This window comes from Salmonella sp. SAL00672, assembly GCF_046552175.1.
Taxonomy (GTDB): domain Bacteria; phylum Pseudomonadota; class Gammaproteobacteria; order Enterobacterales; family Enterobacteriaceae; genus Salmonella; species Salmonella enterica.
The window spans coordinates 462,905-488,238 of sequence record NZ_JBGDUQ010000002.1; the positions used below are offsets into that span (position 1 = coordinate 462,905).

The following is a 25,334-nucleotide window of genomic DNA, read 5'->3' on the forward strand; positions in this document are numbered from 1 at the left end:
TGTGTGTTGGCATGGCCCGGCTCTCCGGGCCTCGCCCTAAAGGGCCGCCGTAAGCGGCGTTCACATCGGCCTTGCCAATTTGTCCTCGCTCCCCCCAGTCACTGACCAGCGTAAGCCTCGGGGATTGATGGGGGACATCCTTGTCCCCCACCGCAGGTAGCCTTCGGCTGTTCAAATTCGTATCAGACGAATTTGTCACTGCGTCGCCGCCTGCCTGCAACTCGAATTATTTAGGGTATATGAGTATAAAAGTATGCAATCGTAAACTCAGATCTATTAAGAAAAATACTATTGCCAGGGCAAAATAACTGTCACGCTGCAATTAGTATCAACGTTTATTCGTTCCCAGTTGCCGATTATTCTTCCCAGTTCGCCATTGTTGCATGCCCCCATATCACCATTCCTACATTGATAATCTACATTTGTTTTAATCCTGCTATCAGCACAAACTACATTGATCGTGCTATTTTCCAATGTATAATCGAATCCTTCACCCCACGTGACATTTTTCTCCTTATACATCAAATAAATTTTCCCTAGTTCTATATTTTCTGCCTTGTCGTTATAATGAAGTTCATTATAATTTAACACGGAGTTCTTATCCAAAGACGCAGTTATGAAACCAATCGGCGATGCAACCGTATAAGTTGAATTGTTATTCGTAAAAACAGAACCTGTCCCAGAATGATATTTGTATTGACCGCATCCAGGTACCGTAAAAATAAACCCGGGATCATATAGTGGTGGCATTGTTATGTTAGAAATAACACCCGTATTAGGGGGTGGTGTTATTGCGCCTGTATTAATTACTACTGCACCACCAATCGCCATACCCTGAAAGCCACTGCCATCCATCGGGATCTCTGTTATATATCTCATTGTTCCTGTAGCATATAATTTACTTTCGATAATTGACATGCCATTATCTGTCCTTACAGGTACAGCTTTGTCTGTGTCATAACCAGTAACAAAGCATGTTATGCCGTAATAACCAGGAAAATTACCATTGAGTAATGTACACTGGGCATCTGTATTAACTTTGACATCTGCTGTTGTATATAAATTAACTGTTATGCCACCAATAAACATAGATATGAGACTTCCATTAAGCAGGGTTGCCTCATATTTTGCTGGAATAACAGTGCTATCATGCGGCCAGCTTTTGCATTGTGAGAATTCAGCCTGTTGAGCCTGAGGTAGTACTAAATAATTTGTTGAGTCACGTATTACTAATGGTTCAATCATTACATTTTGGTTAATGGCCTGAGTTATCCCAGGGTATGCAATTATACTTAGAAAAAATAATACTTTTTGATTCATTTAAATTTCCATTATTTAAATAAAATATTAGAAATGAGTATATAACTTGAGAAGTTACTGATATTCAAAACTCACTGTTGCGCTACCCTTAAATTCCCCCGGCATAACATCTTCACCAGCGTATTTTTGCAGCCTGGCCTGCAAGTTGATGGTGGTAATCCCTTCTTTCAGCACAAAAGCTGTACCCTCTGTTGCATTGATACTCACTGGTTGCTGTGCAGCCGTTTCCACGCCAATCGCAAAACCACTGGCTTCCGACGAGGGCTCCAGCGCCAGCAGTCCGGGCAGAGTACTGTCTTCAATGCCCTGAAAGGTCACCAGCACGCCGTTGGCTAGCGCTGTTTTGCAATCCTGGAGGCTAAGTGTGAATGGAACAGGAGTCGTTTGCCCGCTGGCGTCGAAATTGTCACTGCCAATAGTATGAAAATCCACCGTCGCCATCGTGTCATTATCCACTACCAGGTTACAGGCGCCGGCAACCAGCTTACCGCTGTAGTGCACATTAGGCGTGGCGGCAGGTAGCGTATTGCAAACCGCCCATAACATTACGCCTCCGATCAAATGCCCGGCAGTTTGAAAAATACGGTTCATTGGTAATCCACCTGTAACGTGGCAAAAGCCTCAAAATCGCCTTCGGCAGGCTCTTTACCGGGCTGTTTTACCGGCACGGCTTTTAGTGTGGGAAGCGATGATTCATCGATGGTTAGCGACGTGCCGGGAGGAAACACCGTGCCGTTCTGCTGAAGTTCAATGCCCAGCTCAGGGACATTGGTGGTTAAGGCATTTGCGGAGTAAGGCGTCGCCGTGCCCAGATAGCTCAACGTAAAAGTTAATGCGTCATCGCGAAAGCTGCTGTCGCAGGTAAGGGTCCACGGGATCTCGGTCAGGTAATTGACGCCGTCAATATTATCAATAATCACGCTACCAAAACTGACCTCCAGCGTTTCACCATTATTGATAGTACAGGCGGGCGGGTTTATCAGTTTGCCGTGAAAGGTCAAATTGTCGGCGCAGGCAAACTGGGTGATTAAAAGCGTCAGGATAAGCACCCTTTTCACTATGAATCTCTCCATCACTGGTAATCCACGACTAACGTCGCACTGGCGTTAAAATCGCCACCCGCTAACTGCGTGGTGGGCTCTTTAACCGGTACGGCTTCCAGCTCCGGCCCATTGCTGCCGCTCAGGGTGAAGTTCAGCCAATCCGTTATGCCAACCGGAACCAGTTGCTTATTGCCCGCCTGCTGAATACGGATGCCTAACCCCTGTACCGAAGTTTGCAGAACCTGCTCCCCGCTGATGGTGGTGGTGGTCCCCTGAATTTGTAGCTTCAGATAGTCACTCGCTCTGCCATCGCAGTTCAGGCTGTAGCCCACAGGTTTCGTTTGAGAAGCATCGCCAACTTTGGTGGTCAGGACATCGCCAAACTCTACGGAAGCGCCGCCTACCGTACAGGGCGGTGGTTGAGTGACGACCAGATGCAGCTCCAGTTGCACGGTTTTTGTGCCGGCAGCCTCGGTGCCGGTAACGAATCCACCGCACAGCAGCACCAGCATTTTCCAGCGAGTCAACATCGTCATAGATCTCTTTCGCACAGGATTACTTATTCGCTTTCTTCTCAGCGTCACGGGTTTTTTCCTCATTGACCTTGCAGGTATTCCCTGAGCAGGTAAAAACCAGCAGGCGATGGCCGCCGTAATCATCGACGTAGCCCACCACCGGCGAGCTGCCGAGCGAGGCACCTTTGATGGGAGAGGTCACTTTTTCACGCGGGGCAATCAGCAGGTTTTTAAAGCCGGAGGCGGTTTCGTTCTCTTTGCTACCGGCATTGCTGATGACGAGGTAAAACGGTGTGGGGTTGTCGAAGATCACACCATCGCCCTGGTAGGTCAGCGTGAGCTTCGTCTGCCACGGGTGCGTCTTATCCACCTGCCGGGCGACGGCTACCGGGCGGTAGAAAAACTTAATACGCGTTTGCAGCGCCAGCTGGAGCGTATTAGGCTTATCGCTTTTCGGCGGAATTTCCCGCACGTTGAAATAAAACAGACTTTCCCGGTCCTGCGGTAGGCTAGCCGCGGCTGGTAACGGCTGGACTTTAACCTGCCCGTCGGATTTTGGCTCAATACGCTGCAGCGGCGGCAGGGCGGTAAAATAGCGGGTATCTTTGGCGAACTTATCGTCTTCCAGCCACGCCTGTGCGAGGTAGGGCAGAGTGGCGTTGCCGTTTTTCAGCGTGACGGTGATTGAATTTTCATTGCCGTTAAAAATAACGCGGGTACGATCCGGCACAATCGCGCTGTGCGATACCAGCGGCGCAGCCAGTAATACCGAAGCGATAAGCGCCTGGCGCTTAAAATGGTTGGTCTTGTTCATTACAGGTTCCCTTTATTCCATATCCTTGCGATTCACCGCATGGTTGTCAGCCAGCGGTATGGGCGGGGTTTGAGTGGTTGTCGCCACCGGCGCGGCCGGTTGGCCATCGGTTTGCGTATGTTCCTGGATTAGCGGTTGCGCAGGCAGCGGAGAACTTTTCTGCGGTGCGGTGGTGGGCTGACCTTCCAGCATTTTGCACGGCAGCAATAGCGCGTTGGCCAATAGCTCTGGTGTAAACGTGGGCGGGAGTGATGCTTCACACTGCGCCGCGCCATCCCAGAAGACTTTCAATGTTTCCCCGGCTTTTACGCCCGCCAGCCAGGCGTTGCCATCATCGGCCACCAGGCCCAACTGCTGCTGGCGTTCGTTTTTCACTTCGGCGCCGAACGGTGGGAAGTCGCCGTCTGCCAGCCGGAAAACCGCCATCATTTTCTCGCCGCTGACCACGTCAAAGTGACGGTAGCCGATGGCGCCTTCGGTGAGCGTGATCTGCACAACCGACTTAGTAGCTTCCGCCTTCTCCGGCAATTTGTTCAGATCGATACGCGCCAGGCTGCGCGAATAGCTTCCGACATCCGCAATCACGGCCTTGCCGAAAATGTTGGTTGAGGTTGGCGAGCCGTTACCGCTAACGGGGACGTCCGCAATGCCGTCGGTATCAACCAGCAAACGTGTGCTGCCCGCTAAACTTCCCCGGTGTAGCGCGCCGCCCTGGGTGGTCAGCATCATGCCGCCGCGCAGCGACATACCCAGCGAACGGTACGATCCTTCTTCATAATCCGCGCTCAGATCGATGTCCGTCAGCGCGCCCTGATGGCTGTAATAACCGTCTGCCTGCGCGCCTTGTTCATCCTGCCCGACGTGAAGCTGCCAGTTATCGCCGTTCTGGCTGTGGCCGGAATAGCCGAGCTGATTACGGTGTTGACTACCGTTAAACGTACCGTTGTAGCTGATGGAATCATTGCCCCAGGGAACAGACAGCGAGATATAGACGCCATCATCTTTATCACCGTTATATTCGCTGCGATAGCCGTTCAGCGACGCACTGAGATTTTTTATCGACCCTAAGTCGAAGTACCAGGAAAGAGACAGGTTATAGTTACTCTGATCCGGGCTGTCCCAGAAGGTACTGCGTGAATAGCTGAAATAGGCGCTCATGCCCTGTTCACGGAAGTTCTGGTTATAGGTGACCGTATAGCGTTCTTTTTCGTGACCGGCATTGAGATGATGATAGGTTTTCGCATCCAGATAGTCGCTCATGCTCATGAAGTTCTTTTCTGAGAAGCGGTATCCGGCAAAGGTCAGTCGGCTGTCGATTTCATCAAAGTCACGGGAGTAGCTGATGCGATATGAGTTACCCTGCAGCGTTTCGCCGTCAAACCCGTCGTCTTGCGGCATGTGGGCGATGGAGTGCGTAATGTCCACCGCCACCGCGCCCACCACGCCAAGATCCTTACCGCTTCCCAGCGCCACGGCCTGATAGTTGCTTTCTCCAATTGCGCCGCCATAGAGCGACCAGCCGTTGGTGACCCCCCACGAAGCTTCCGCCGAGGCGAATGTGCCGGTAATGGGGTGATGATCCCAGTCCTGCGGGCGGCCCAGCGCCATCTTGTAGCGCACCATGCCGGGGCGCGTCAGGAAGGGAACCGATGCGGTGTTAACGTCAAACTCCTGGGTCTGACCGTTCTGCTCTTCCACGGTGACGTGCAACGTACCGGAAACGGACTGGTTGAGATCCTGAATACGGAACGGTCCTGCGGGCACCTGCGTTTCATACAGTACGCGTCCCTGCCAGGAGACTTTGACTTTGGCATTAGAGCGCGCAATGCCTACGATCTCCGGCGCATAGCCGCGCAGTTTCGGCGGCAGCATCTGATCGTCAGAAACGACGCTGGCACCGATATAGTTAAAGCTGTCGAAAACATCGGACTGGAGATAGCTTTCGCCCAGCGTAAGTTTGGCCCCGAGCGTTGGTAGTGCGCGATAGGCGTAGTAGCGGCTCCAGCTCTGATCGTGGAGGGTGGAAGTGTTCTCGTCATCGTCACGATGGTCGTAGCTGGCCTGCCAGTCGGCCCGCAGTCGCCATGCGCCCAGGTTCGCGCCTAACGTCCCGTTGCCGCTGATGCTTTGCTCTTCGCTGCCGCTTTCTTGATCGTGGCGGAGCTGATTATTAATGTTGTAATCCAGAATGATGCCGGGAATACCATTATCCCAGCGGGCGGGCGGGTCCCAGTCGACATCGCTGTATTCCATATACGCCTGGGGTAAATTCACCAGCAGCGTGGAGTGTCCCAGGTCAGCCTGAAAATCCATGCCTTTCAGTGAATCTGGCGCCAGACATTGTCGTTCACCGTGCGTTATCCAGACGAGTTTTTCCGCGAGTTCCGGCTTTATACCCAATTGCGTAACTAATTCTGGTTCTGCGCAAACCTCACTTCCTTGTGGATCATGTTCTGGAATAACCCAGTTAACAGGAAATTCCTGCGGCAGAGTCTGTCCGTTAATTTTAATTTGTAAAAGGTAGACGCCTGGCAGAATAAAACCCTTACGAGAAAACTGTGCAATGTTAACGTTATCGCGATTTTTTACATCGAGGAAATCGGTATTAAATTCGATGTCTTTGCCTGACGCGCTATAAGGGGAGAGGCTTAGAAGCATTCCCACTCCGCACGCTATTGGGCAAAGAACACTTTTCCATGTGTTATTCATCAAATATATTCCGCAATAAAACTCAACAGGAATACCCTACCTAAAGCGGCAGGGTATTATCGTCGTGACTCTGTTAACTGAATTACAGGTAAGAGATAGTGACGTTGGCGGCGCTGCTGAATTCACCTGTGCCTACGGTGCCGGTTGCTGCGCCAACCAGCCAGGCGGTGAAATTCAGGCTTTGCTTCTCATCAAGAATGGTATCTCCGTCCAGGTCCGCAATGGCCTGTGTATAGGTATCGCCCAGTTTGATATTGTTTTTGCCAGCATCGCCGATTGCCAGGCTTACGTTGCTAATAGCGCCAGTGCCGTCAGTCTTCATCAGCGCGAGATTATCCGTGGCGCCTGTAGCCGCTGTGGTTCCACTACCTGTAGTGAATACCACATTCATATTTTTCTCGGTAGCCCAGGTACAACCCTCAAGATCGATATGAAAGGTACGGGCATTGTTGATGGTCGTTTTACCATTACTCAGCGTGCCATTACCGATACTTGAACCCATATTGACTGTTTGATCTTCCGTATCCAATGTGACGGAGCAGGGGGAGTCAACAATATTACCAAGGAAAGTGACCTTTGCTGTGTTGCTACCCGCGGCTTGAGCGCCGGAGACAATTCCCATAACTAAAGATGCAGTTACTGCCAGTTTACAAAAATGAGATGACTTCATCGTGTTATCCTTAATTAACGTGTTTTATGGCAGCATTTTGTACGCGTATACCAAGGGATATGCGGCATAGAGCCATGCTGCGGGCTTTGAGTAAAAAATAGGTCATAATAAAAATATTATATTTCTACATTTTTATGAGTATATTCTTATGAGCTGAATGATCGCACCTGCTCATAGAATATTATATGTAATACTTTCAATATATTTATTTCATGTATGTTCCAGAAAAAACAAAAAAGCGGTCTTTTTTGAATATTAAACTGGCGTGCATGCTACTCGTTTTTCCGTAAAAGTGAAATAATTTATTTTTTTTTGAAAGGGAAGGCTCTTTGGGTGGGGTGCTTATAGTGTTTGCATGATTTTTTTACTTAATTGATGTTATTTATAACGTCTGGTGCAAATATCTGTTTTTTTAATAAATTAGTTATATGATTATTATATTGTTGTGTATCGATTAATAATTTTAAAGTTATACGGGAAAGGTAGCATTCAACACCTGTTAACAATATATTTTATTATATAGGCGTTGTCGTAGTGTCTCTGTGCGTGAATGGTTAAGAATAATACGTTACAATTGTCGCTGGTATTTACAACCGATTAAAAACCATGACAACTAACCATCAAATTGACCGTCTTCTCACCCTCATGCAGCGCCTGCGTGACCCGGAAAACGGCTGCCCGTGGGATAAAGAGCAGACCTTCGCCAGCATCGCGCCTTATACGCTGGAAGAAACCTATGAAGTACTGGATGCGATTGCGCGTGAGGATTTTGACGATTTGCGCGGCGAACTGGGCGACCTGTTGTTCCAGGTGGTGTTTTACGCGCAGATGGCGCAGGAAGAAGGCCGCTTCGATTTTAATGATATCTGCGCTGCCATCAGCGACAAGCTGGAGCGCCGCCATCCGCATGTTTTTGGCGAGCTTTCCGCTGATAATAGCGAAGAAGTCTTAGCTCGCTGGGAGCAAATCAAAACGGAAGAGCGCGCGCAAAAAGCGCAGCATTCCGCGCTGGACGATATTCCGCGCAGCTTACCGGCCTTAATGCGCGCGCAAAAAATCCAGAAACGTTGCTCAAACGTGGGCTTTGACTGGACGACGCTGGGACCGGTCGTCGATAAGGTCTATGAAGAGATCGATGAGGTGATGTTCGAGGCGCGGCAGGCGGTTGTTGATCAGGCTAAACTGGAAGAGGAAATGGGCGATTTGCTCTTTGCCACGGTCAACATGGCGCGTCATTTAGGTACGAAAGCGGAGCTCGCTTTGCAAAAAGCGAACGATAAATTTGAACGTCGTTTTCGCGAAGTTGAACGTATTGTCGCAGCCAGAGGCCTGGAAATGACCGGGGTGGACCTGGAAACAATGGAAGAAGTTTGGCAGGAAGTAAAACGCCAGGAAATTGATCTCTAAAGGTTTTAGGCGGTCAAGAGCGATTTGTGTGATTTTTTAAATAACAAGCGCTTGATTTACGTCAAAAACATTTACCTCAAAGGGGCTATTTTCTCCCTCCCTGTGTGAATGTCAGCCTGACGAAGAGGAGGAATAATGAAAGTTTGTGGCGTAGGTCATGTTCGGGTATACTGCTTTCCCGTCCTGGTTATTCCATCGTCTTTTAAACCTAACTTCTCAGGTTCCGCATGACAACGAACTATATTTTTGTGACCGGCGGGGTCGTATCCTCTCTGGGTAAAGGCATTGCCGCAGCCTCCCTCGCAGCCATTCTGGAAGCCCGTGGTCTCAACGTGACCATCATGAAACTGGATCCGTACATCAACGTCGATCCGGGTACTATGAGCCCAATCCAACACGGGGAAGTGTTCGTTACTGAAGACGGCGCTGAAACCGACCTGGACCTGGGGCACTACGAGCGTTTCATCCGCACCAAGATGTCTCGCCGCAACAACTTCACGACTGGCCGCATCTACTCCGACGTTCTGCGTAAAGAACGCCGTGGCGACTATCTGGGCGCAACCGTACAGGTAATCCCTCACATCACTAACGCGATTAAAGAGCGCGTGCTGGAAGGTGGCGAAGGCCACGATGTGGTACTGGTGGAAATCGGCGGTACCGTCGGTGATATCGAATCGCTGCCGTTTCTTGAGGCGATTCGTCAATTGGCGGTAGATATCGGTCGTGAACACGCGCTGTTTATGCACCTGACGCTGGTACCTTACCTGGCGGCTGCGGGCGAAGTGAAAACTAAACCGACTCAGCACTCCGTGAAAGAGCTGCTGTCTATCGGTATTCAGCCCGATATTCTGATTTGTCGTTCCGATCGCGCGGTTCCTGCCAACGAGCGTGCAAAAATTGCATTGTTCTGTAATGTGCCGGAAAAAGCCGTTATTTCAATGAAAGATGTCGATTCCATTTATAAAATTCCAGGCCTGTTGAAATCTCAGGGGCTTGATGATTATATTTGTAAACGATTCAGCTTGAACTGTCCGGAAGCTAACCTGTCTGAATGGGAACAGGTCATTTACGAAGAAGCGAACCCGGCAGGCGAAGTGACTATCGGCATGGTCGGCAAATATATTGAACTGCCGGATGCCTATAAGTCGGTGATCGAAGCGCTGAAACACGGTGGTCTGAAAAACCGCGTTACCGTCAACATCAAATTGATCGATTCGCAAGATGTTGAAACGCGCGGCGTCGAAATTCTGAAAGATTTGGACGCTATCCTGATCCCCGGCGGCTTCGGCTATCGTGGCGTTGAAGGTAAAATCGCCACTGCGCGCTATGCGCGTGAAAATAATATTCCTTATCTGGGCATTTGCCTGGGGATGCAGGTTGCGTTGATTGAGTTCGCTCGTAACGTGGCCGGCATGGACAACGCCAACTCAACGGAATTTGTGCCAGACTGTAAGTACCCGGTTGTGGCGTTAATTACCGAGTGGCGCGATGAAGACGGTAACGTTGAAGTCCGTAGCGAGAAGAGCGATCTGGGCGGCACCATGCGCCTGGGCGCGCAGCAGTGCCAGCTTAGCGATGACAGCCTGGTACGTCAGTTGTACGGCGCGTCGACGATTGTTGAACGTCATCGCCATCGTTACGAAGTCAACAATATGTTGTTGAAACAAATTGAAGCAGCGGGTCTGCGTGTCGCAGGCCGTTCCGGTGATGATCAGTTAGTCGAGATCATTGAGGTACCGAATCATCCGTGGTTCGTGGCCTGTCAGTTCCATCCGGAATTTACTTCCACGCCGCGTGATGGACATCCGTTGTTCGCTGGCTTTGTTAAAGCCGCCAACGAGCATCAGAAACGTCAGGCGAAGTAAAAAAGTTAGAACGGCGGTGCACCCTCAGCGGTGCACCGTTTGTCTGAAGTTTTAGTTTAACTAGTGACTTGAGGAAAACCTAATGTCCAAAATCGTTAAAGTCATCGGTCGTGAAATCATCGACTCCCGTGGTAACCCGACTGTTGAAGCTGAAGTACACCTGGAAGGTGGTTTCGTAGGTATGGCGGCGGCTCCGTCAGGTGCTTCTACTGGTTCCCGCGAAGCGCTGGAACTGCGCGATGGCGACAAATCCCGTTTCCTGGGTAAAGGCGTAACCAAAGCTGTTGGCGCGGTTAACGGCCCGATCGCTCAGGCTATTCTTGGCAAAGACGCTAAAGACCAGGCTGGCATCGACAAAATCATGATCGACCTGGACGGTACTGAAAACAAATCTAACTTCGGTGCAAACGCCATCCTGGCTGTCTCTCTGGCTAACGCCAAAGCTGCTGCTGCCGCTAAAGGTATGCCGCTGTACGAGCACATTGCTGAACTGAACGGCACGCCGGGCAAATACTCCATGCCGGTTCCGATGATGAACATCATCAACGGCGGCGAGCACGCTGACAACAACGTCGACATCCAGGAATTCATGATCCAGCCGGTTGGCGCGAAAACGGTTAAAGAAGCCATCCGTATGGGTTCTGAAGTTTTCCATCACCTGGCAAAAGTGCTGAAAGGCAAAGGCATGAACACCGCTGTGGGTGACGAAGGCGGCTATGCGCCGAACCTGGGATCCAACGCGGAAGCGCTGGCTGTTATCGCTGAAGCGGTTAAAGCGGCTGGTTACGAGCTGGGTAAAGACATCACCCTGGCGATGGACTGCGCAGCATCTGAATTCTACAAAGACGGTAAATACGTTCTGGCTGGCGAAGGCAACAAAGCGTTCACCTCCGAAGAATTCACCCACTTCCTGGAAGAACTGACCAAACAGTACCCGATCGTTTCCATCGAAGATGGTCTGGACGAGTCTGACTGGGACGGTTTTGCATACCAGACCAAAGTACTGGGCGACAAAATCCAGCTGGTTGGTGACGACCTGTTCGTAACCAACACCAAAATCCTGAAAGAAGGCATCGAGAAAGGCATCGCTAACTCCATCCTGATCAAATTCAACCAGATCGGTTCTCTGACCGAAACTCTGGCTGCAATCAAGATGGCGAAAGACGCTGGCTATACTGCTGTCATCTCTCACCGTTCTGGCGAAACTGAAGACGCTACCATCGCTGACCTGGCTGTTGGTACCGCTGCAGGCCAGATCAAAACCGGTTCTATGAGCCGTTCTGACCGTGTTGCTAAATACAACCAGCTGATTCGTATCGAAGAAGCTCTGGGCGAAAAAGCACCGTATAACGGTCGTAAAGAGATCAAAGGCCAGGCGTAATCCTGCTTTTACCTCTTAACGTATAAACCCGCTTCGGCGGGTTTTTTTGTATCTGTTCAATAGCGCAGCCGCTGTGCATGACCGGGCAGACGAAATCTGCAATAATTAACGATTATCCCCTTAATAGAGAACGCTATGCAGTACCCGATTAACGAGATGTTCCAGACCCTACAAGGCGAGGGTTATTTTACCGGCGTCCCCGCTATTTTTATTCGTTTACAGGGATGTCCGGTCGGCTGTGCCTGGTGTGATACTAAGCATACCTGGGATAAACTGAGCGATCGGGAAGTGTCTCTGTTCAGCATTCTGGCAAAAACCAAAGAGAGCGACAAATGGGGTGCTGCGAGCAGTGAAGACTTGCTGGCAGTAATTAATCGTCAGGGCTATACCGCGCGTCACGTTGTCATCACCGGTGGCGAACCCTGTATTCACGACCTCATGCCGCTCACCGATCTGCTTGAAAAGAGTGGTTTTAGTTGTCAGATTGAAACCAGCGGGACGCACGAAGTGCGCTGTACGCCTAACACCTGGGTCACGGTTTCACCAAAAGTGAATATGCGCGGGGGATATGACGTGCTTTCCCAGGCGCTGGAGCGCGCCAATGAAATCAAGCATCCCGTTGGGCGAGTTCGTGATATTGAGGCGCTGGATGAACTGTTAGCCACGTTGAGCGATGATAAACCGCGTGTGATTGCTTTGCAGCCCATTAGCCAGAAAGAAGACGCGACGCGTCTGTGTATTGAAACGTGTATTGCACGTAACTGGCGGCTGTCTATGCAAACGCATAAATATTTAAATATCGCCTGATGCATTACTAATCTTACAGACGGCCTGCCGATGCCGTCTGTGACTCATCCATTACCTTGCATTGTTTATTTTCTCTATGTGAATTTCGATGAGTGTATAAAAGCGCTGATAAATTTTCCCATAGCGATGCACGGATCACGCTATTTTGGTAAATTTAAAGAAAAAATCATTCTATGAACTTTTTTGCATCAAAATCAGCAAATTAGCTGTTCTTTAATAATTTAAATTGTTGCGATTATGTTGGTAGAATGTGGTGCTGACAAAAAGTAGTTTATAAACAATTATATCCGTTTAGTGTGTTCCCCGCGCCAGCGGGGATAAACCGTCGGCCACGATGCAGAGGGCTACGAGCAGGTGGTGTTCCCCGCGCCAGCGGGGATAAACCGGCATCGACTATATGCACGGAGTTAAACGCCGCGTGTTCCCCGCGCCAGCGGGGATAAACCGAATCGCGCGCGCTGGCAGGGGATATGATGGTCGTGTTCCCCGCGCCAGCGGGGATAAACCGCGCCGATCAGGAGAAGTTAAATAAACAAATGGGTGTTCCCCGCGCCAGCGGGGATAAACCGCATTATCACAGGCACTCAATGAATGCCTTCTGGTGTTCCCCGCGCCAGCGGGGATAAACCGTCAAAACCAACGGAGAAACAAACCCGATGAAAGTGTTCCCCGCGCCAGCGGGGATAAACCGGTGTTTAATCCGCAGACTGAGAAAGAAGAGGAGTGTTCCCCGCGCCAGCGGGGATAAACCGATATCGAATGGCGAATACAGCAAAGCGGTAAAGTGTTCCCCGCGCCAGCGGGGATAAAACGCGGCTTCTGCTATTAAATCTGGACTAATGTGGGTGTTCCCCGCGCCAGCGGGGATAAACCGCGAATGGCTCAACTTTGAAGAGTTCAAGAAAGGTGTTCCCCGCGCCAGCGGGGATAAACCGGCCATGTTTTTCGTTTTTGCATTCATATAGTAGTGTTCCCCGCGCCAGCGGGGATAAACCGAATATCCACTTAAACACAACCATTATTCGCTAGTGTTCCCCGCGCCAGCGGGGATAAACCGGCATCGAACCGCTTATCCGTCTGTACCCACTCGTGTTCCCCGCGCCAGCGGGGATAAACCGCTTTCATTGCGCAGGGTATGCAGTCGGTTTCCGTGTTCCCCGCGCCAGCGGGGATAAACCGCGTCAGCGCGGTATTGAGGCCGGGGACCGCCCGTGTTCCCCGCGCCAGCGGGGATAAACCGAACAGGAACAGGAAAAAAAAGATTTGTCCGGTGTGTTCCCCGCGCCAGCGGGGATAAACCGAATGGGATGTTCTCGATAATGGCGACGACGAAGTGTTCCCCGCGCCAGCGGGGATAAACCGCGGTCATTTTAAAGAATCCCGTTAAACAACACGTGTTCCCCGCGCCAGCGGGGATAAACCGGACATTTCAGTTTTGAGCATGAACCTGATTCAGTGTTCCCCGCGCCAGCGGGGATAAACCGCAGATCCTCAACGGTCAGGTTGTTTAGTTCCTGTGTTCCCCGCGCCAGCGGGGATAAACCGAAAACCGTACAACAGACAAAATATAAATATTGGTGTTCCCCGCGCCAGCGGGGATAAACCGCGGAGGATGGAATATTTCCGAGGCTGGCGATTGTGTTCCCCGCGCTAGCGGGGATAAACCGATGCCGGAACGCTGATGGCGTTTGACATGAGCGTGTTCCCCGCGCCAGCGGGGATAAACCGAATTATTTCTGTGGCTGGGGTTTCGATTCGATGTGTTCCCCGCGCCAGCGGGGATAAACCGTTGACGGTGACGTCAGTGCCGAAGGCGAAATAGTGTTCCCCGCGCCAGCGGGGATAAACCGCCAGCTTACGCTATTTACGACGTTATTGAGCAGTGTTCCCCGCGCCAGCGGGGATAAACCGCCCCGATAGCGACGCTTCTGTAGTCACTGGCAGTGTTCCCCGCGCCAGCGGGGATAAACCGGTGAGTTCGGTTTTAATTTCGTCGCTAAGCTGCGTGTTCCCCGCGCCAGCGGGGATAAGCCGCGTCACTTTCTGACATTTTATTCAGTTCGTTAGTGTTCCCCGTGCCAGCGGGGATAAACCGTCATTTCTGGACGGGGCTGTGTGACGAATACGGTGTTCCCCGCGCCAGCGGGGATAAACCGTGTCCAATTAACCCAAACTTTGCGCGCTTAATATGTTCCCCGCGCTAGCGGGGATAAACCGGGATATGTGAAGTTCAGGTAGCCCATTACGCAGTGTTCCCCGCGCCAGCGGGGATAAACCGCGTTCATCGGCAGCGTCACGCAATATGAAGATGTGTTCCCCGCGCCAACAAGGATAGCCGTTGCATAATCATAATCTGTGTACCAGTAATGGCAGCTACAAACCTGTAAAGTAAAAAGGCCGCGTTTTCCCGGGGAGGCTTTTAGACAGGAGAAGGCCATGGCGTTAAGGATCAGGGTATTGCTCGAAAATCATAAGGGAGCTGGAGCGGATAAATCGTTGAAGGTCCGGCCAGGGTTAAGCCTGTTGGTCGAGGATGAGTCTACGTCTATCTTGTTCGATACCGGCCCTGATGGCAGTTTTATGCAAAACGCGTTGGCGATGGGGATCGACCTGTCCGATGTGTCTGCTGTGGTGCTTTCGCATGGTCATTACGATCATTGCGGCGGCGTGCCGTGGCTTCCTGATAACAGTCGAATCATCTGCCATCCCGATATTGCGCGCGAACGTTATGCGGCAATGACTTTTCTCGGTATTACCCGAAAAATAAAAAAATTGTCGTGTGAGGTAGACTATTCACGCTACCGAATGATGTACACGCGTGACCCCCTGCCGATTGGCAAAAACTTTATCTGGTCAGGGGAAATACCGGTGGTTGCGCCTGAAGCCTACGGCATTTTTGGCGGCCACGATGCGGAGCCGGACTCCATTTTGGATGAGGGCGTACTGATTTACCAATCGACAAAAGGATTAGTCATCATTACGGGATGCGGGCATCGGGGGATCGTAAATATTGTCCGGCACTGTCAGAACATTACCGGTATAAAGCGGATTTACGCGCTTATCGGCGGATTTCATCTCCGCTGCGCATCACCGTTCACGCTGTGGCGAGTCAGGCGCTTTCTGCAAGAACAAAAACCTGAAAAACTATGCGGTTGTCACTGTACAGGAGCCTGGGGGCGGTTGTGGCTACCGGAAATAACCGCACCTGCAACCGGTGATGTGCTGCGCTTTTAACACCGCGCTGGACAATGTTTTCACTGATAAAACGTCGTGTGGATAGGCTGGAATCAATCTGCCATCCAGCCCACGCGTTAATAAACCTTATTCGCCGCGATAGACGCAGCCGGCTGTACAGGTCTCTTTCACCATCACGGCGCTCAGTAGCGGCACGACAGGTTTAACCTGATCCCAAATCCATTTTGCCAGCACTTCGCTGGTGGGATTGGACAGCCCTGGAATATCATTCAGATAGTAGTGATCAAGACGATCGTAAGTAGGTTTAAACGCCGCTTTGAGATCCGCGAAATCCATAATCCAACCGGTATGCGGATCGACTTCACCGGTAATTTCGAGACGCACCATAAACGAGTGTCCGTGCAGGCGGCCGCACTTATGCCCTTCAGGCACGTGAGGCAGGCGGTGAGCGGCTTCAAAGGTGAAATCTTTATACAACGTGGTGGACATGATGAACTCTCAGGCAATAAAAAAACCGCCGTAGGGTAACGGAAAGCGCATTTTTTATCATTAACTAAAACCATTCTCCGCCTTGTGACGGGCAATTAATTTAAGAATTTCCAGAAAATTTAATAATTATCAATCAATTATAAAATCGATTTTGGCGTTAATAACGATAACTAAAACAGGTTAGTTCATTTGGTTATTTGTTATTTCCAACCCTTCTTTAATTGTTATTCCTCTCACCGTTACCCTTATCCTTAGTTTGGGATTTATCGCTTATACACTTCATCCTTCAAGCCGCATCTGTGTTGACTGCGTTTACTCACCCCAGTCACGTATTTATGTACGCTCCTGGGGCGCGCTCAGCTTACGGCGAACTTGAATGATTTTGTGTATAGATCCGCTTTGCTTACTGGAACATAACGACGCATGACGACACCGGCTCCACTGACTGGGTTGCTTCCGCTTAATCCGGAGCAACTGGCGCGCCTTCAGGCCGCGACAACCGACCTTACTCCCGAACAGCTTGCCTGGGTCTCCGGCTATTTTTGGGGCGTACTGAACCCGCGCTCAGGCGCTGTTGCAGTCACGCCTGCTCCTGAGGGGAAGATGCCGGGGATTACGCTTATCTCCGCTTCGCAAACCGGCAATGCGCGTCGTGTGGCGGAAGCGCTGCGTGATGATCTGCTGGCGGCCAACCTTAATGTGACACTGGTGAACGCCGGCGACTACAAATTCAAACAGATTGCCAGTGAAAAACTACTGGTGATAGTGACGTCCACCCAGGGAGAAGGCGAGCCGCCGGAAGAGGCCGTCGCTCTGCATAAGTTCCTGTTCTCGAAAAAAGCGCCGAAACTGGAAAACACCGCTTTTGCCGTGTTTAGCCTCGGCGACACCTCTTATGAATTTTTCTGCCAGTCCGGAAAAGATTTCGACAGCAAACTGGCGGAACTGGGCGGTGAACGTCTGCTCGACCGTGTCGATGCTGACGTTGAATATCAGGCAGCTGCCAGCGAATGGCGCGCCCGCGTGGTTGATGTTCTGAAGTCCCGCGCACCTGTCGCGGCACCTTCGCAATCCGTCGCTACTGGCGCGGTAAACGACATCCACACCAGCCCCTATACCAAAGACGCGCCGCTGACCGCGACCCTCTCCGTGAATCAGAAAATCACCGGTCGCAACTCGGAAAAAGACGTTCGTCATATTGAAATTGACCTCGGCGACTCCGGCCTGCGCTATCAGCCGGGCGATGCGCTGGGCGTCTGGTATCAGAACGATCCGGCTCTGGTGAAGGAGCTGGTTGAGTTGCTGTGGCTGAAAGGCGATGAGCCGGTGACGGTTGATGGTAAAACCCTGCCGCTGGCCGAAGCGCTGCAGTGGCACTTCGAACTGACGGTCAACACCGCGAATATCGTGGAGAACTACGCTACGCTGACGCGCAGCGAGTCTCTGCTGCCGCTGGTGGGCGATAAAACGCAGCTTCAGCAATATGCAGCTACCACGCCAATCGTCGATATGGTGCGTTTCTCCCCGGCGCAGCTCGACGCTGAAGCATTAATCGGCCTGCTGCGTCCGCTGACGCCGCGTCTGTACTCCATCGCCTCCGCGCAGGCGGAAGTCGAAAGCGAAGTACACGTAACCGTCGGCGTCGTGCGCTACGATATTGAAAGCCGCGCCCGCGCGGGTGGTGCTTCCAGCTTCCTCGCCGACCGCGTGGAAGAAGAGGGCGAAGTGCGCGTGTTTATTGAACACAACGACAACTTCCGCCTGCCGGCGAACCCGCAGACCCCGGTCATCATGATTGGCCCGGGCACCGGCATCGCGCCGTTCCGCGCCTTTATGCAGCAGCGCGCCGCCGACGGTGCGGAAGGCAAGAACTGGCTGTTCTTCGGTAACCCGCACTTCACCGAAGATTTCCTTTATCAGGTTGAATGGCAGCGTTACGTGAAAGAAGGCGTGCTGAGCCGGATCGATCTGGCCTGGTCTCGCGATCAAAAAGAAAAAATCTACGTACAAGACAAACTGCGCGAACAGGGCGCGGAGCTGTGGCGCTGGATCAATGACGGCGCCCACATTTATGTCTGCGGCGACGCCAGGCGCATGGCCGCAGATGTCGAAAAAGCGTTGCTGGAAGTGATTGCTGAGTTCGGTGCAATGGACATCGAAGCGGCGGATGAATTTTTAAGTGAGCTGCGCGTCGAGCGCCGTTATCAGCGAGATGTCTACTAATGAGCGAAAAACACCCAGGGCCTTTAGTGGTCGAAGGTAAACTGTCCGATGCCGAGCGCATGAAGCTGGAAAGCAACTACCTGCGCGGTACCATTGCGGAAGATCTGAACGACGGTCTCACCGGCGGTTTTAAAGGCGACAACTTCCTGCTAATACGCTTTCAAGGCATGTATCAGCAGGATGACCGCGATATTCGCGCCGAGCGTGCGGCGCAGAAGCTGGAGCCGCGCCACGCCATGCTGCTGCGCTGCCGTCTGCCGGGCGGGGTGATTACTACGACGCAATGGCAGGCGATCGATAAATTCGCGGCGGATAACACGATTTATGGCAGTATCCGTCTGACCAACCGCCAGACCTTCCAGTTTCACGGCATTCTGAAGAAGAACGTCAAGCCGGTGCACCAGATGCTGCACTCGGTGGGGCTGGATGCGCTGGCAACCGCTAACGACATGAACCGTAACGTGCTGTGCACCTCCAACCCGTACGAATCGCAGTTGCACGCGGAAGCCTACGAGTGGGCGAAGAAGATCTCCGAACATCTGCTGCCGCGCACCCGTGCGTATGCGGAGATCTGGCTCGATCAGGAGAAGGTCGCGACCACCGATGAAGAACCGATCCTCGGGCAGACCTATCTGCCGCGTAAATTTAAAACCACGGTGGTGATCCCGCCGCAAAATGATATCGATCTGCACGCCAACGACATGAACTTTGTGGCGATTGCCGAGAACGGCAAGCTGGTCGGCTTTAACCTGCTGGTGGGCGGCGGTCTGTCTATTGAGCATGGTAATAAGAAAACCTACGCTCGTACGGCCAGCGAGTTTGGCTATCTGCCGCTGGAGCACACCCTGGCGGTGGCCGAAGCGGTAGTGACGACGCAGCGCGACTGGGGTAACCGTACCGACAGGAAAAATGCCAAAACCAAATACACCCTTGAGCGCGTGGGACTGGAGACATTTAAAGCGGAAGTCGAGCGTCGCGCGGGGATCAAATTTGAGCCGATCCGCCCGTATGAGTTTACCGGGCGTGGCGACAGGATTGGCTGGGTGAAAGGCATTGATGATAAATGGCACCTGACGCTGTTTATTGAGAACGGCCGTATCCTGGATTATCCGGGGCGTCCGCTGAAAACCGGCCTGCTGGAGATCGCGAAGATTCATCAGGGCGAGTTCCGTATCACCGCTAACCAGAACCTGATTATTGCCAGCGTGCCGGAAAGCCAGAAAGCGAAGATCGAGACGCTGGCGCGCGACCACGGGTTGATGAATGCGGTGAAACCGCAGCGTGAAAACTCAATGGCCTGCGTGTCGTTCCCAACCTGCCCGCTGGCAATGGCGGAAGCCGAGCGTTTCCTGCCGTCGTTCACGGACAAAGTGGAAGCGATTCTGGAAAAACACGGCATTCCTGATGAGCATATCGTGATGCGCGTGACCGGCTGCCCGAACGGCTGTGGCCGCGCGATGCTGGCGGAAATTGGCTTAGTAGGGAAAGCGCCTGGTCGTTATAACCTGCATCTTGGTGGCAACCGCATCGGGAGTCGTATCCCACGGATGTATAAAGAAAATATCGCCGAGCCGGATATTCTGGCCTCGCTGGATGAACTGATTGGGCGCTGGGCGAAAGAGCGTGAAGCGGGTGAAGGCTTCGGCGACTTTACGGTGCGTGCGGGCATCATTCGCCCGGTGCTCGATCCCGCGCGTGATTTCTGGGAATAACCTGAATTGCCGGATGGCGTCTGTGTAGGCCTGATAAGCACAGCGCCATCAGGCAAGGCAAACAGTGAGGAACTCATGTCCCAACTCGATCTAAATGCCCTGAACGACCTGCCAAAAGTCGATCGCGTAATGGCTCTGGCAGAAGCCAACGCCCAACTGGAAAAACTGAGCGCCGAAGAACGCGTGGCATGGGCGCTGGAAAATCTGCCCGGCGAATACGTGCTCTCCTCAAGCTTTGGTATCCAGGCGGCGGTGAGCCTGCACCTGGTGAACCAGATTCGCCCAGATATCCCGGTGATCCTCACCGATACCGGCTATTTGTTCCCGGAAACCTACCAGTTTATTGATGAGCTAACGGACAAACTCAAACTCAACCTGAAAGTTTACCGCGCGGGCGAAAGTCCGGCCTGGCAGGAAGCGCGCTACGGCAAGCTGTGGGAGCAGGGCGTTGAGGGCATTGAGAAATACAATGACATCAACAAAGTCGAGCCGATGAACCGGGCGCTAAAAGAGCTGAAAGCGCAGACGTGGTTTGCGGGTCTGCGTCGCGAGCAGTCCGGCAGCCGCGCGCATTTACCCGTTCTCGCTATCCAGCGCGGCGTGTTTAAAGTGCTGCCGATTATCGACTGGGATAACCGCACGGTTTACCAGTATCTGCAAAAGCACGGTCTGAAATACCATCCGCTGTGGGATCAGGGCTATCTGTCGGTGGGCGATATACATACTACCCGCAAGTGGGAGCCGGGCATGGCGGAAGAAGAGACGCGGTTCTTCGGGCTGAAGCGCGAGTGCGGGCTGCATGAAGGGTGATTGTCCTTACGCGGTATGATTATACTTGCTGCTATGAAAAATCCGGCAGGCAGCCGGATTTTAAATTGGTTATATACCCAAAATAATTCGAGTTGCTTAAAGGCGGCAAGGGAGTGAGTCCCCAGGAGCATAGATAACTATGTGACTGGGGTGAACGAGCGTAGCCAACACATAAGCAACTTGAAGTATGAAGGGTATATTACTGACTATCTTTATACCAGTAATATATTACGACTGCACCCATCTTTACCAATGTGCAAAGAACGTTCATGGGTTAGATATAGCTTTTCAAGAATTACATCAATAAACATTTTTTTTGCATGATAGTCGTTATAATCCTGATTAAGTTTTTTTAAAAAACCAGAATTTGTTGGTTTAAACTCTGAAAACGGTGAATAGCTATGTAGTAAATAGGAGATACACGGATGCATCATGCTAAAAGCGACTTCACCTTGTACCTCCTGATAACCTATTTTGCAAAACTGAGTCGTAGGCTCAAAGTTACCGGCATTAATACAGGCCAGCATTGATTTTTCATCTGCAGTAAGTGAGTCCTGCCATTCGACAAGCGGGTGGTCTGGAGCCTCTGCGGGACGCATCATCTCATAAACCGCCGTTTTGATTTGTGTATTTCCCGTCACTTCTTTTCGTAGAGTTGAAATCGACTCCTGAAGTAATTCCGGGTGCCAGGTCATCTTCGAACCAATCACCTCACATATTTGTAAAAATAATTGTCTCTCCTCTCTACTCATAGATTCTATCACTGCATCATCTGATATATTAAGGATGTCCTTAATATTGCTTTGGCTGATCACCGTGTCGCCGACCATAAGTAAAAATTGTGTCTGAGAAGCGTCCATCTTGATAGTAAACAGATCTTGATGAGCCGGGCAGGCCAGATGTTGTAGCCGTTTAAAGGCGTAAATTTTATTTATATCCTCTACGTTAACTTCCATCTCTCCAGGTTCACCACGGCCCTGCCCGTGAATGATGGAGTGTAACACTTCCAGCGCATGGTCCTTTTTTTCCGCTCTAAAATGATCCTGGACTTTATCCCAACCCCCCATATGGATTGCTTTTTCTTTATCTGCGCTTAACAGATGAGCAAGCCGACTTTCATTAAGCGTATAATTTTGATGATTACCGAAGCTTAAAGTGACTGGCATAATATTTTCCTTCAAATTTATATTATTCAATATCCGGAGTAAAATATATCGTTCAATTCTCTCTTTTTTATTAAACAGATAAAGTTTACTACAGGAGAGAATTTGAACGACATTATTAATACAGCACATTTATGGTTGGTAATCCTTTGTGGTGACGATAATTCAGACAAAAGGTAGATTATTCGCCGCAAATGGTCGTTTTTTTAAATTTTGGTTTGTCATGAATGGTGTTGATGCTGAGAGATAAAGTATGATGAAATGAAGTAGTTAAATTTAATTAATTAAAGGTATTCATGGAAATGGATGTAGATAGAGAAGCTACAAAGATTTTAGTGAATCTAATGTAATAACTTCTCTATACAACGGAGTTAGAATAATACCTGTTATCCAACCAATCCAAAACGTTTACTGTAATAGCTAGCTTCTCCGGCATCAGATACCAGCACAATCTGTCCGGAAGGGCGATGGTGGCGTTTTCTGAAACAGGCTAATGTTTCCTCATCTGGACATTGGAATGTACCAGAATTTTTTTGCCACCATGATTTTCGGACGGATAAGCGACTTTTTTCCCAGCAGAAATCTATTTCATCAACTAAAGGGCGTAGCTGTCCATCAATGTCTTTTCTGGCGAGATAAACATCAACACTCTCTTCACCCAGACGGGTAGAAAATTCTCTATCTTTATCCCATAAAAAGTCGCTGGCTTCCCGATCGTAACCGAGATCGTAACGTAATAAATTTTGCGCAGCCACTGAACGTTGGCTAAGGACTTTGCCAAAGGCAACGTCAGAGATCGTCTGCAAGCCTGCTGGCGCAGCAATTTTCTGCTCGTATACGCCGTCAACGAGTGCTCTGGCATTATCCGGCATACGGATCTCACCATGTTGACGCAGCAGCGCCTGTGTACGCCACAGGCAGGCATGATCGGCGTAAACAAAGCCGGTACCTTTTAGCTCTTGCACCAACCAGCCCTCTTCTGCCTGCTCCTGCCAGTGAGGGGCCAGAATATGCAATACTGGTGGCTGGCGTTCATCCGGAAGCGTAGATTTTCGTTGCCCATGGGCATCGCGGATATGGCGTTGCAGGCGACCGGCGCGCTGGATCAATAAATCAATCGGCGCCAGATCGGTGATCATCCAGTCAAAGTCCAGATCGAGACTTTGTTCAACGACTTGTGTGGCGATTAATACCTTACCACGTCGTTCAGAAACGGGGGCATTGTTACCAAACCAGTTTAACGTTTTATTTTCAATAGCAATACGATCGATAAAAGCAAAACGGCTGTGGAAAAGCAAAAGATCCTGCTGTGGAACGATTCCCTCGTGTAGCAACTGCTGGTAAGTATCCAGCGCATCATCAACCGTGTTGCGGATCCAACAAATGCACTGTCCGGTTGCCACAACGCGATAAATAATGTCCAGTGCTTCCTGGCGCTGCTGTATCCAATTAACGGCTACAGTCCTTTGGACTTCGGGACGTGTGGCCAGTGGTTGCTCTAACAGACCGGAGGAAGTGAGGTGGCTTAACCATGGATAACCCGCGTTATCGCTACCACCAGCGCTCATAAATCCCGCGCCATCGCTAAACGCATTAAGTAATTTTTCCCGTAAAGCGGCGGGAAGAGTGGCGCTCAGAATAATAGCGCTACCGCCCTGGGCGGCATGGAAGCGCAATAAACCTTCCAGCAATTTAACCATATAACCATCATAGGCGTGCACTTCATCCAGCAGCAGGATTTTGTCGCGCATCCCTAGCAATCGGAGTGATTGATGGCGAAAAGGCATCACCGCCATTAAGAGTTGATCCAGAGTACCTACGCCGACTTCCGCCAGCAGCGCTTTTTTGCGTGAATCTGCAAACCAGGTATGGCACTCAGTAGTCGCGTTGCCATCATCACGGGCATAATCTTCAGCTATATTTTCTGTTGGCTGCCAGATGGATTGTCGGAAAGAGTCCGACATTTCTCGCCCACCGTGTGCCAGGATGAGCGATGGCCTGGACTCATCGGTAAATAGCGCATGGTAAGCCGATGCCAGGCGCTGATACATGGCGTTTGCGGTGGCCATTGTCGGCAACCCAACGTAGAGACCGTGGCCTTTATTGGCTGACATTAAGCGGTGAGTCAGAATCAGCGCGGCCTCTGTTTTGCCTGCTCCGGTAACGTCTTCCAGGACAACCAGTTGTGCACCGGGTGCTGAAATATCCAGTTCGCTTGCTCGTTGTTGAAGAGGGGTGAGTGTCTGAATGAACGGAAATAATGCCCGGTGATCTTGATAATGGCTGTGCTGAGATAACGGCGGCATTCGGAGGATGGCCTGTTGGGCTTTTTCACAAGCGAGAGGCCAATAATCTTTCAATGGCATGGCGCTGCTGAGCAGTGGAAACTGGCTTTCATCCGAGCCCATCCAGTCGGCAAGGGTGACAAGCCCAGCGAAAAACCAACTGTGCTGTTTTAAACATTTTCTCCCTGCTTTGGTTTTCCACTCCTGAGGTAGAGTGAAAGGAAATAATTCACTTAATGCTTCCAGATAATGCGTTGCTGCGACAATGTCTTCATCGGTGAATGCCAGCGAGCTTCTGTTTTTCATGGTGTCCGGCGGGATGCCATGGTGCCCGGTGCTAATAAGCATCCAGCTATTTAAAGCGCTTTCAAACCTGTTGCGGTTTTCTGGTTCAATGCCTGCGATAATTTCATTACTTCCTGAACTCCACGCTTCAAATAATTTACCCCATAAATAGAAGCCTAAGGAATCATGTCTCTCAAATGCGGAAACACCGCTAACGGGAGAGACTAAGGGAGAGTCTGGGAATTCGGCGTATTTTTGAAATCCTCTGGCGAATTTTCCGATATCGTGGCTGGCAAGAAACCAGATTATCCAGTTTTCTGCATTTGTACCTGAGATATTACATTCCTTTAATATATTACATGAATTGAATATATTGTTTTTTATTATGTATTTCCCGCATGCAGCAACGTCCAGGCAATGGTATGCCAGTAAATGATAATTACAGATTATGTTTTTTGTTGATTTATCAGTTTTCCCCCAATAGCAGAGGTAGTCCAGATATTCTATCTGTGTCATCTTTTTCCTGTAGCAGGGGGATTACAATGAAATCGATAATAAATTGGGATACGGGTAATTGGCCAGTTTTTTTGTCTGGATTAGGTTATCCCCGCTGGCGCGGGGAACGCTGCGCTATTAAGACT

At 50.8% G+C, this 25,334-nt stretch carries 18 protein-coding genes and 1 CRISPR repeat array; of the genes, 8 read left to right on the forward strand and 10 right to left on the reverse strand.

Annotated elements, in window-relative coordinates:
- Positions 1 to 288 precede the first annotated feature (288 nt).
- The 7 genes from ACLJTG_RS07990 to ACLJTG_RS08020 all read right to left on the reverse strand — a co-directional run bounded on the left by ACLJTG_RS07990 (position 289) and on the right by ACLJTG_RS08020 (position 7,071).
- Positions 289 to 1,320, reverse strand: a complete 1,032-nt coding sequence (locus ACLJTG_RS07990) for a hypothetical protein (RefSeq protein WP_001072350.1) — start codon at positions 1,318 to 1,320, stop codon at positions 289 to 291.
- Between the two features lie 54 nt (positions 1,321 to 1,374).
- Entirely contained in the window at positions 1,375 to 1,911 is a 537-nt protein-coding gene (locus ACLJTG_RS07995; RefSeq protein WP_021000726.1) for a fimbrial protein, read from the reverse strand.
- A complete protein-coding gene (locus tag ACLJTG_RS08000; RefSeq protein ID WP_000832396.1) occupies positions 1,908 to 2,378 on the reverse strand; it encodes a fimbrial protein in 471 nt (156 codons plus the stop codon). Before ACLJTG_RS08000 ends, ACLJTG_RS07995 begins: the two co-directional genes overlap by 4 nt.
- 14 nt (positions 2,379 to 2,392) lie before the next feature.
- Positions 2,393 to 2,899, reverse strand: coding sequence for a fimbrial protein (locus ACLJTG_RS08005; protein ID WP_000178270.1), 507 nt, complete (start codon positions 2,897 to 2,899; stop codon positions 2,393 to 2,395).
- A gap of 19 nt (positions 2,900 to 2,918) precedes the next feature.
- Positions 2,919 to 3,692, reverse strand: a complete 774-nt coding sequence (locus ACLJTG_RS08010; RefSeq protein ID WP_001044459.1) for a fimbria/pilus periplasmic chaperone — start codon at positions 3,690 to 3,692, stop codon at positions 2,919 to 2,921.
- A gap of 12 nt (positions 3,693 to 3,704) precedes the next feature.
- Positions 3,705 to 6,401 carry a fimbrial biogenesis outer membrane usher protein gene (locus ACLJTG_RS08015; protein WP_369557168.1) on the reverse strand — a complete coding sequence of 899 codons (2,697 nt, stop codon included), beginning with the start codon at positions 6,399 to 6,401 and terminating at the stop codon, positions 3,705 to 3,707.
- Between the two features lie 82 nt (positions 6,402 to 6,483).
- On the reverse strand, positions 6,484 to 7,071 hold the full coding sequence (locus ACLJTG_RS08020; RefSeq protein ID WP_000842512.1) for a fimbrial protein: 588 nt from the start codon (positions 7,069 to 7,071) through the stop codon (positions 6,484 to 6,486).
- A 606-nt stretch (positions 7,072 to 7,677) separates the two neighbouring features.
- Here ACLJTG_RS08020 and mazG point away from each other — a divergent pair.
- The 5 genes from mazG to ACLJTG_RS08045 all read left to right on the forward strand — a co-directional run bounded on the left by mazG (position 7,678) and on the right by ACLJTG_RS08045 (position 15,765).
- Positions 7,678 to 8,478: a nucleoside triphosphate pyrophosphohydrolase gene (gene mazG / locus ACLJTG_RS08025; protein ID WP_000210454.1), complete on the forward strand. Its 801-nt coding sequence runs from the start codon at positions 7,678 to 7,680 to the stop codon at positions 8,476 to 8,478.
- Positions 8,479 to 8,705: 227 nt separating this feature from the next.
- Entirely contained in the window at positions 8,706 to 10,343 is a 1,638-nt protein-coding gene (gene pyrG, locus ACLJTG_RS08030) for a glutamine hydrolyzing CTP synthase (RefSeq protein ID WP_000210863.1), read from the forward strand.
- Between the two features lie 82 nt (positions 10,344 to 10,425).
- The gene (eno, locus tag ACLJTG_RS08035) at positions 10,426 to 11,724 is read left to right on the forward strand and encodes a phosphopyruvate hydratase (protein WP_000036734.1); all 1,299 of its coding nucleotides are present in this window, start codon (positions 10,426 to 10,428) and stop codon (positions 11,722 to 11,724) included.
- A gap of 135 nt (positions 11,725 to 11,859) precedes the next feature.
- Positions 11,860 to 12,531, forward strand: a complete 672-nt coding sequence (queE, locus tag ACLJTG_RS08040) for a 7-carboxy-7-deazaguanine synthase QueE (RefSeq protein WP_001199961.1) — start codon at positions 11,860 to 11,862, stop codon at positions 12,529 to 12,531.
- A gap of 296 nt (positions 12,532 to 12,827) precedes the next feature.
- Positions 12,828 to 14,809: a CRISPR direct-repeat array (repeat unit 29 nt; unit sequence GTGTTCCCCGCGCCAGCGGGGATAAACCG).
- 158 nt (positions 14,810 to 14,967) lie between these two features.
- Positions 14,968 to 15,765: an MBL fold metallo-hydrolase gene (locus tag ACLJTG_RS08045; RefSeq protein ID WP_058144919.1), complete on the forward strand. Its 798-nt coding sequence runs from the start codon at positions 14,968 to 14,970 to the stop codon at positions 15,763 to 15,765.
- A gap of 87 nt (positions 15,766 to 15,852) precedes the next feature.
- Here the strand turns inward: ACLJTG_RS08045 and queD are convergent, their stop codons facing one another.
- A complete protein-coding gene (gene queD, locus ACLJTG_RS08050) occupies positions 15,853 to 16,215 on the reverse strand; it encodes a 6-carboxytetrahydropterin synthase QueD (RefSeq protein WP_000108313.1) in 363 nt (120 codons plus the stop codon).
- A gap of 423 nt (positions 16,216 to 16,638) precedes the next feature.
- Here queD and cysJ point away from each other — a divergent pair, with 423 nt between their 5' ends.
- From cysJ to cysH, 3 genes are all read left to right on the forward strand, one after another.
- Positions 16,639 to 18,438 carry an NADPH-dependent assimilatory sulfite reductase flavoprotein subunit gene (cysJ, locus tag ACLJTG_RS08055; protein ID WP_410958918.1) on the forward strand — a complete coding sequence of 600 codons (1,800 nt, stop codon included), beginning with the start codon at positions 16,639 to 16,641 and terminating at the stop codon, positions 18,436 to 18,438.
- Complete coding sequence (gene cysI, locus ACLJTG_RS08060) at positions 18,438 to 20,150, forward strand: assimilatory sulfite reductase (NADPH) hemoprotein subunit (RefSeq protein ID WP_410958919.1); 1,713 nt, start codon at positions 18,438 to 18,440, stop codon at positions 20,148 to 20,150. The genes cysJ and cysI overlap by 1 nt, the downstream gene beginning before the upstream one ends.
- A gap of 75 nt (positions 20,151 to 20,225) precedes the next feature.
- Entirely contained in the window at positions 20,226 to 20,960 is a 735-nt protein-coding gene (gene cysH / locus ACLJTG_RS08065; protein WP_079951086.1) for a phosphoadenosine phosphosulfate reductase, read from the forward strand.
- A 212-nt stretch (positions 20,961 to 21,172) separates the two neighbouring features.
- Here the strand turns inward: cysH and sopD are convergent, their stop codons facing one another.
- The gene (gene sopD, locus ACLJTG_RS08070; protein WP_079951085.1) at positions 21,173 to 22,126 is read right to left on the reverse strand and encodes an SPI-1 type III secretion system effector SopD; all 954 of its coding nucleotides are present in this window, start codon (positions 22,124 to 22,126) and stop codon (positions 21,173 to 21,175) included.
- Positions 22,127 to 22,509: 383 nt separating this feature from the next.
- Positions 22,510 to 25,209, reverse strand: coding sequence for a CRISPR-associated helicase/endonuclease Cas3 (locus tag ACLJTG_RS08075; RefSeq protein ID WP_079951084.1), 2,700 nt, complete (start codon positions 25,207 to 25,209; stop codon positions 22,510 to 22,512).
- Positions 25,210 to 25,334 lie beyond the last annotated feature (125 nt).

Coding starts and splice junctions, on each gene's coding strand:
- ACLJTG_RS07990 (WP_001072350.1), bottom strand. CDS start 1,320: ATGAATCAAAAAGTATTATTTTTTCTAAGTATAATTGCATACCCTGGG.
- ACLJTG_RS07995 (WP_021000726.1), bottom strand. CDS start 1,911: ATGAACCGTATTTTTCAAACTGCCGGGCATTTGATCGGAGGCGTAATG.
- ACLJTG_RS08005 (WP_000178270.1), bottom strand. CDS start 2,899: ATGACGATGTTGACTCGCTGGAAAATGCTGGTGCTGCTGTGCGGTGGA.
- ACLJTG_RS08010 (WP_001044459.1), bottom strand. CDS start 3,692: ATGAACAAGACCAACCATTTTAAGCGCCAGGCGCTTATCGCTTCGGTA.
- ACLJTG_RS08015 (WP_369557168.1), bottom strand. CDS start 6,401: ATGAATAACACATGGAAAAGTGTTCTTTGCCCAATAGCGTGCGGAGTG.
- ACLJTG_RS08020 (WP_000842512.1), bottom strand. CDS start 7,071: ATGAAGTCATCTCATTTTTGTAAACTGGCAGTAACTGCATCTTTAGTT.
- mazG (WP_000210454.1), top strand. CDS start 7,678: ATGACAACTAACCATCAAATTGACCGTCTTCTCACCCTCATGCAGCGC.
- pyrG (WP_000210863.1), top strand. CDS start 8,706: ATGACAACGAACTATATTTTTGTGACCGGCGGGGTCGTATCCTCTCTG.
- eno (WP_000036734.1), top strand. CDS start 10,426: ATGTCCAAAATCGTTAAAGTCATCGGTCGTGAAATCATCGACTCCCGT.
- queE (WP_001199961.1), top strand. CDS start 11,860: ATGCAGTACCCGATTAACGAGATGTTCCAGACCCTACAAGGCGAGGGT.
- ACLJTG_RS08045 (WP_058144919.1), top strand. CDS start 14,968: ATGGCGTTAAGGATCAGGGTATTGCTCGAAAATCATAAGGGAGCTGGA.
- queD (WP_000108313.1), bottom strand. CDS start 16,215: ATGTCCACCACGTTGTATAAAGATTTCACCTTTGAAGCCGCTCACCGC.
- cysJ (WP_410958918.1), top strand. CDS start 16,639: ATGACGACACCGGCTCCACTGACTGGGTTGCTTCCGCTTAATCCGGAG.
- cysI (WP_410958919.1), top strand. CDS start 18,438: ATGAGCGAAAAACACCCAGGGCCTTTAGTGGTCGAAGGTAAACTGTCC.
- cysH (WP_079951086.1), top strand. CDS start 20,226: ATGTCCCAACTCGATCTAAATGCCCTGAACGACCTGCCAAAAGTCGAT.
- sopD (WP_079951085.1), bottom strand. CDS start 22,126: ATGCCAGTCACTTTAAGCTTCGGTAATCATCAAAATTATACGCTTAAT.
- ACLJTG_RS08075 (WP_079951084.1), bottom strand. CDS start 25,209: ATGACACAGATAGAATATCTGGACTACCTCTGCTATTGGGGGAAAACT.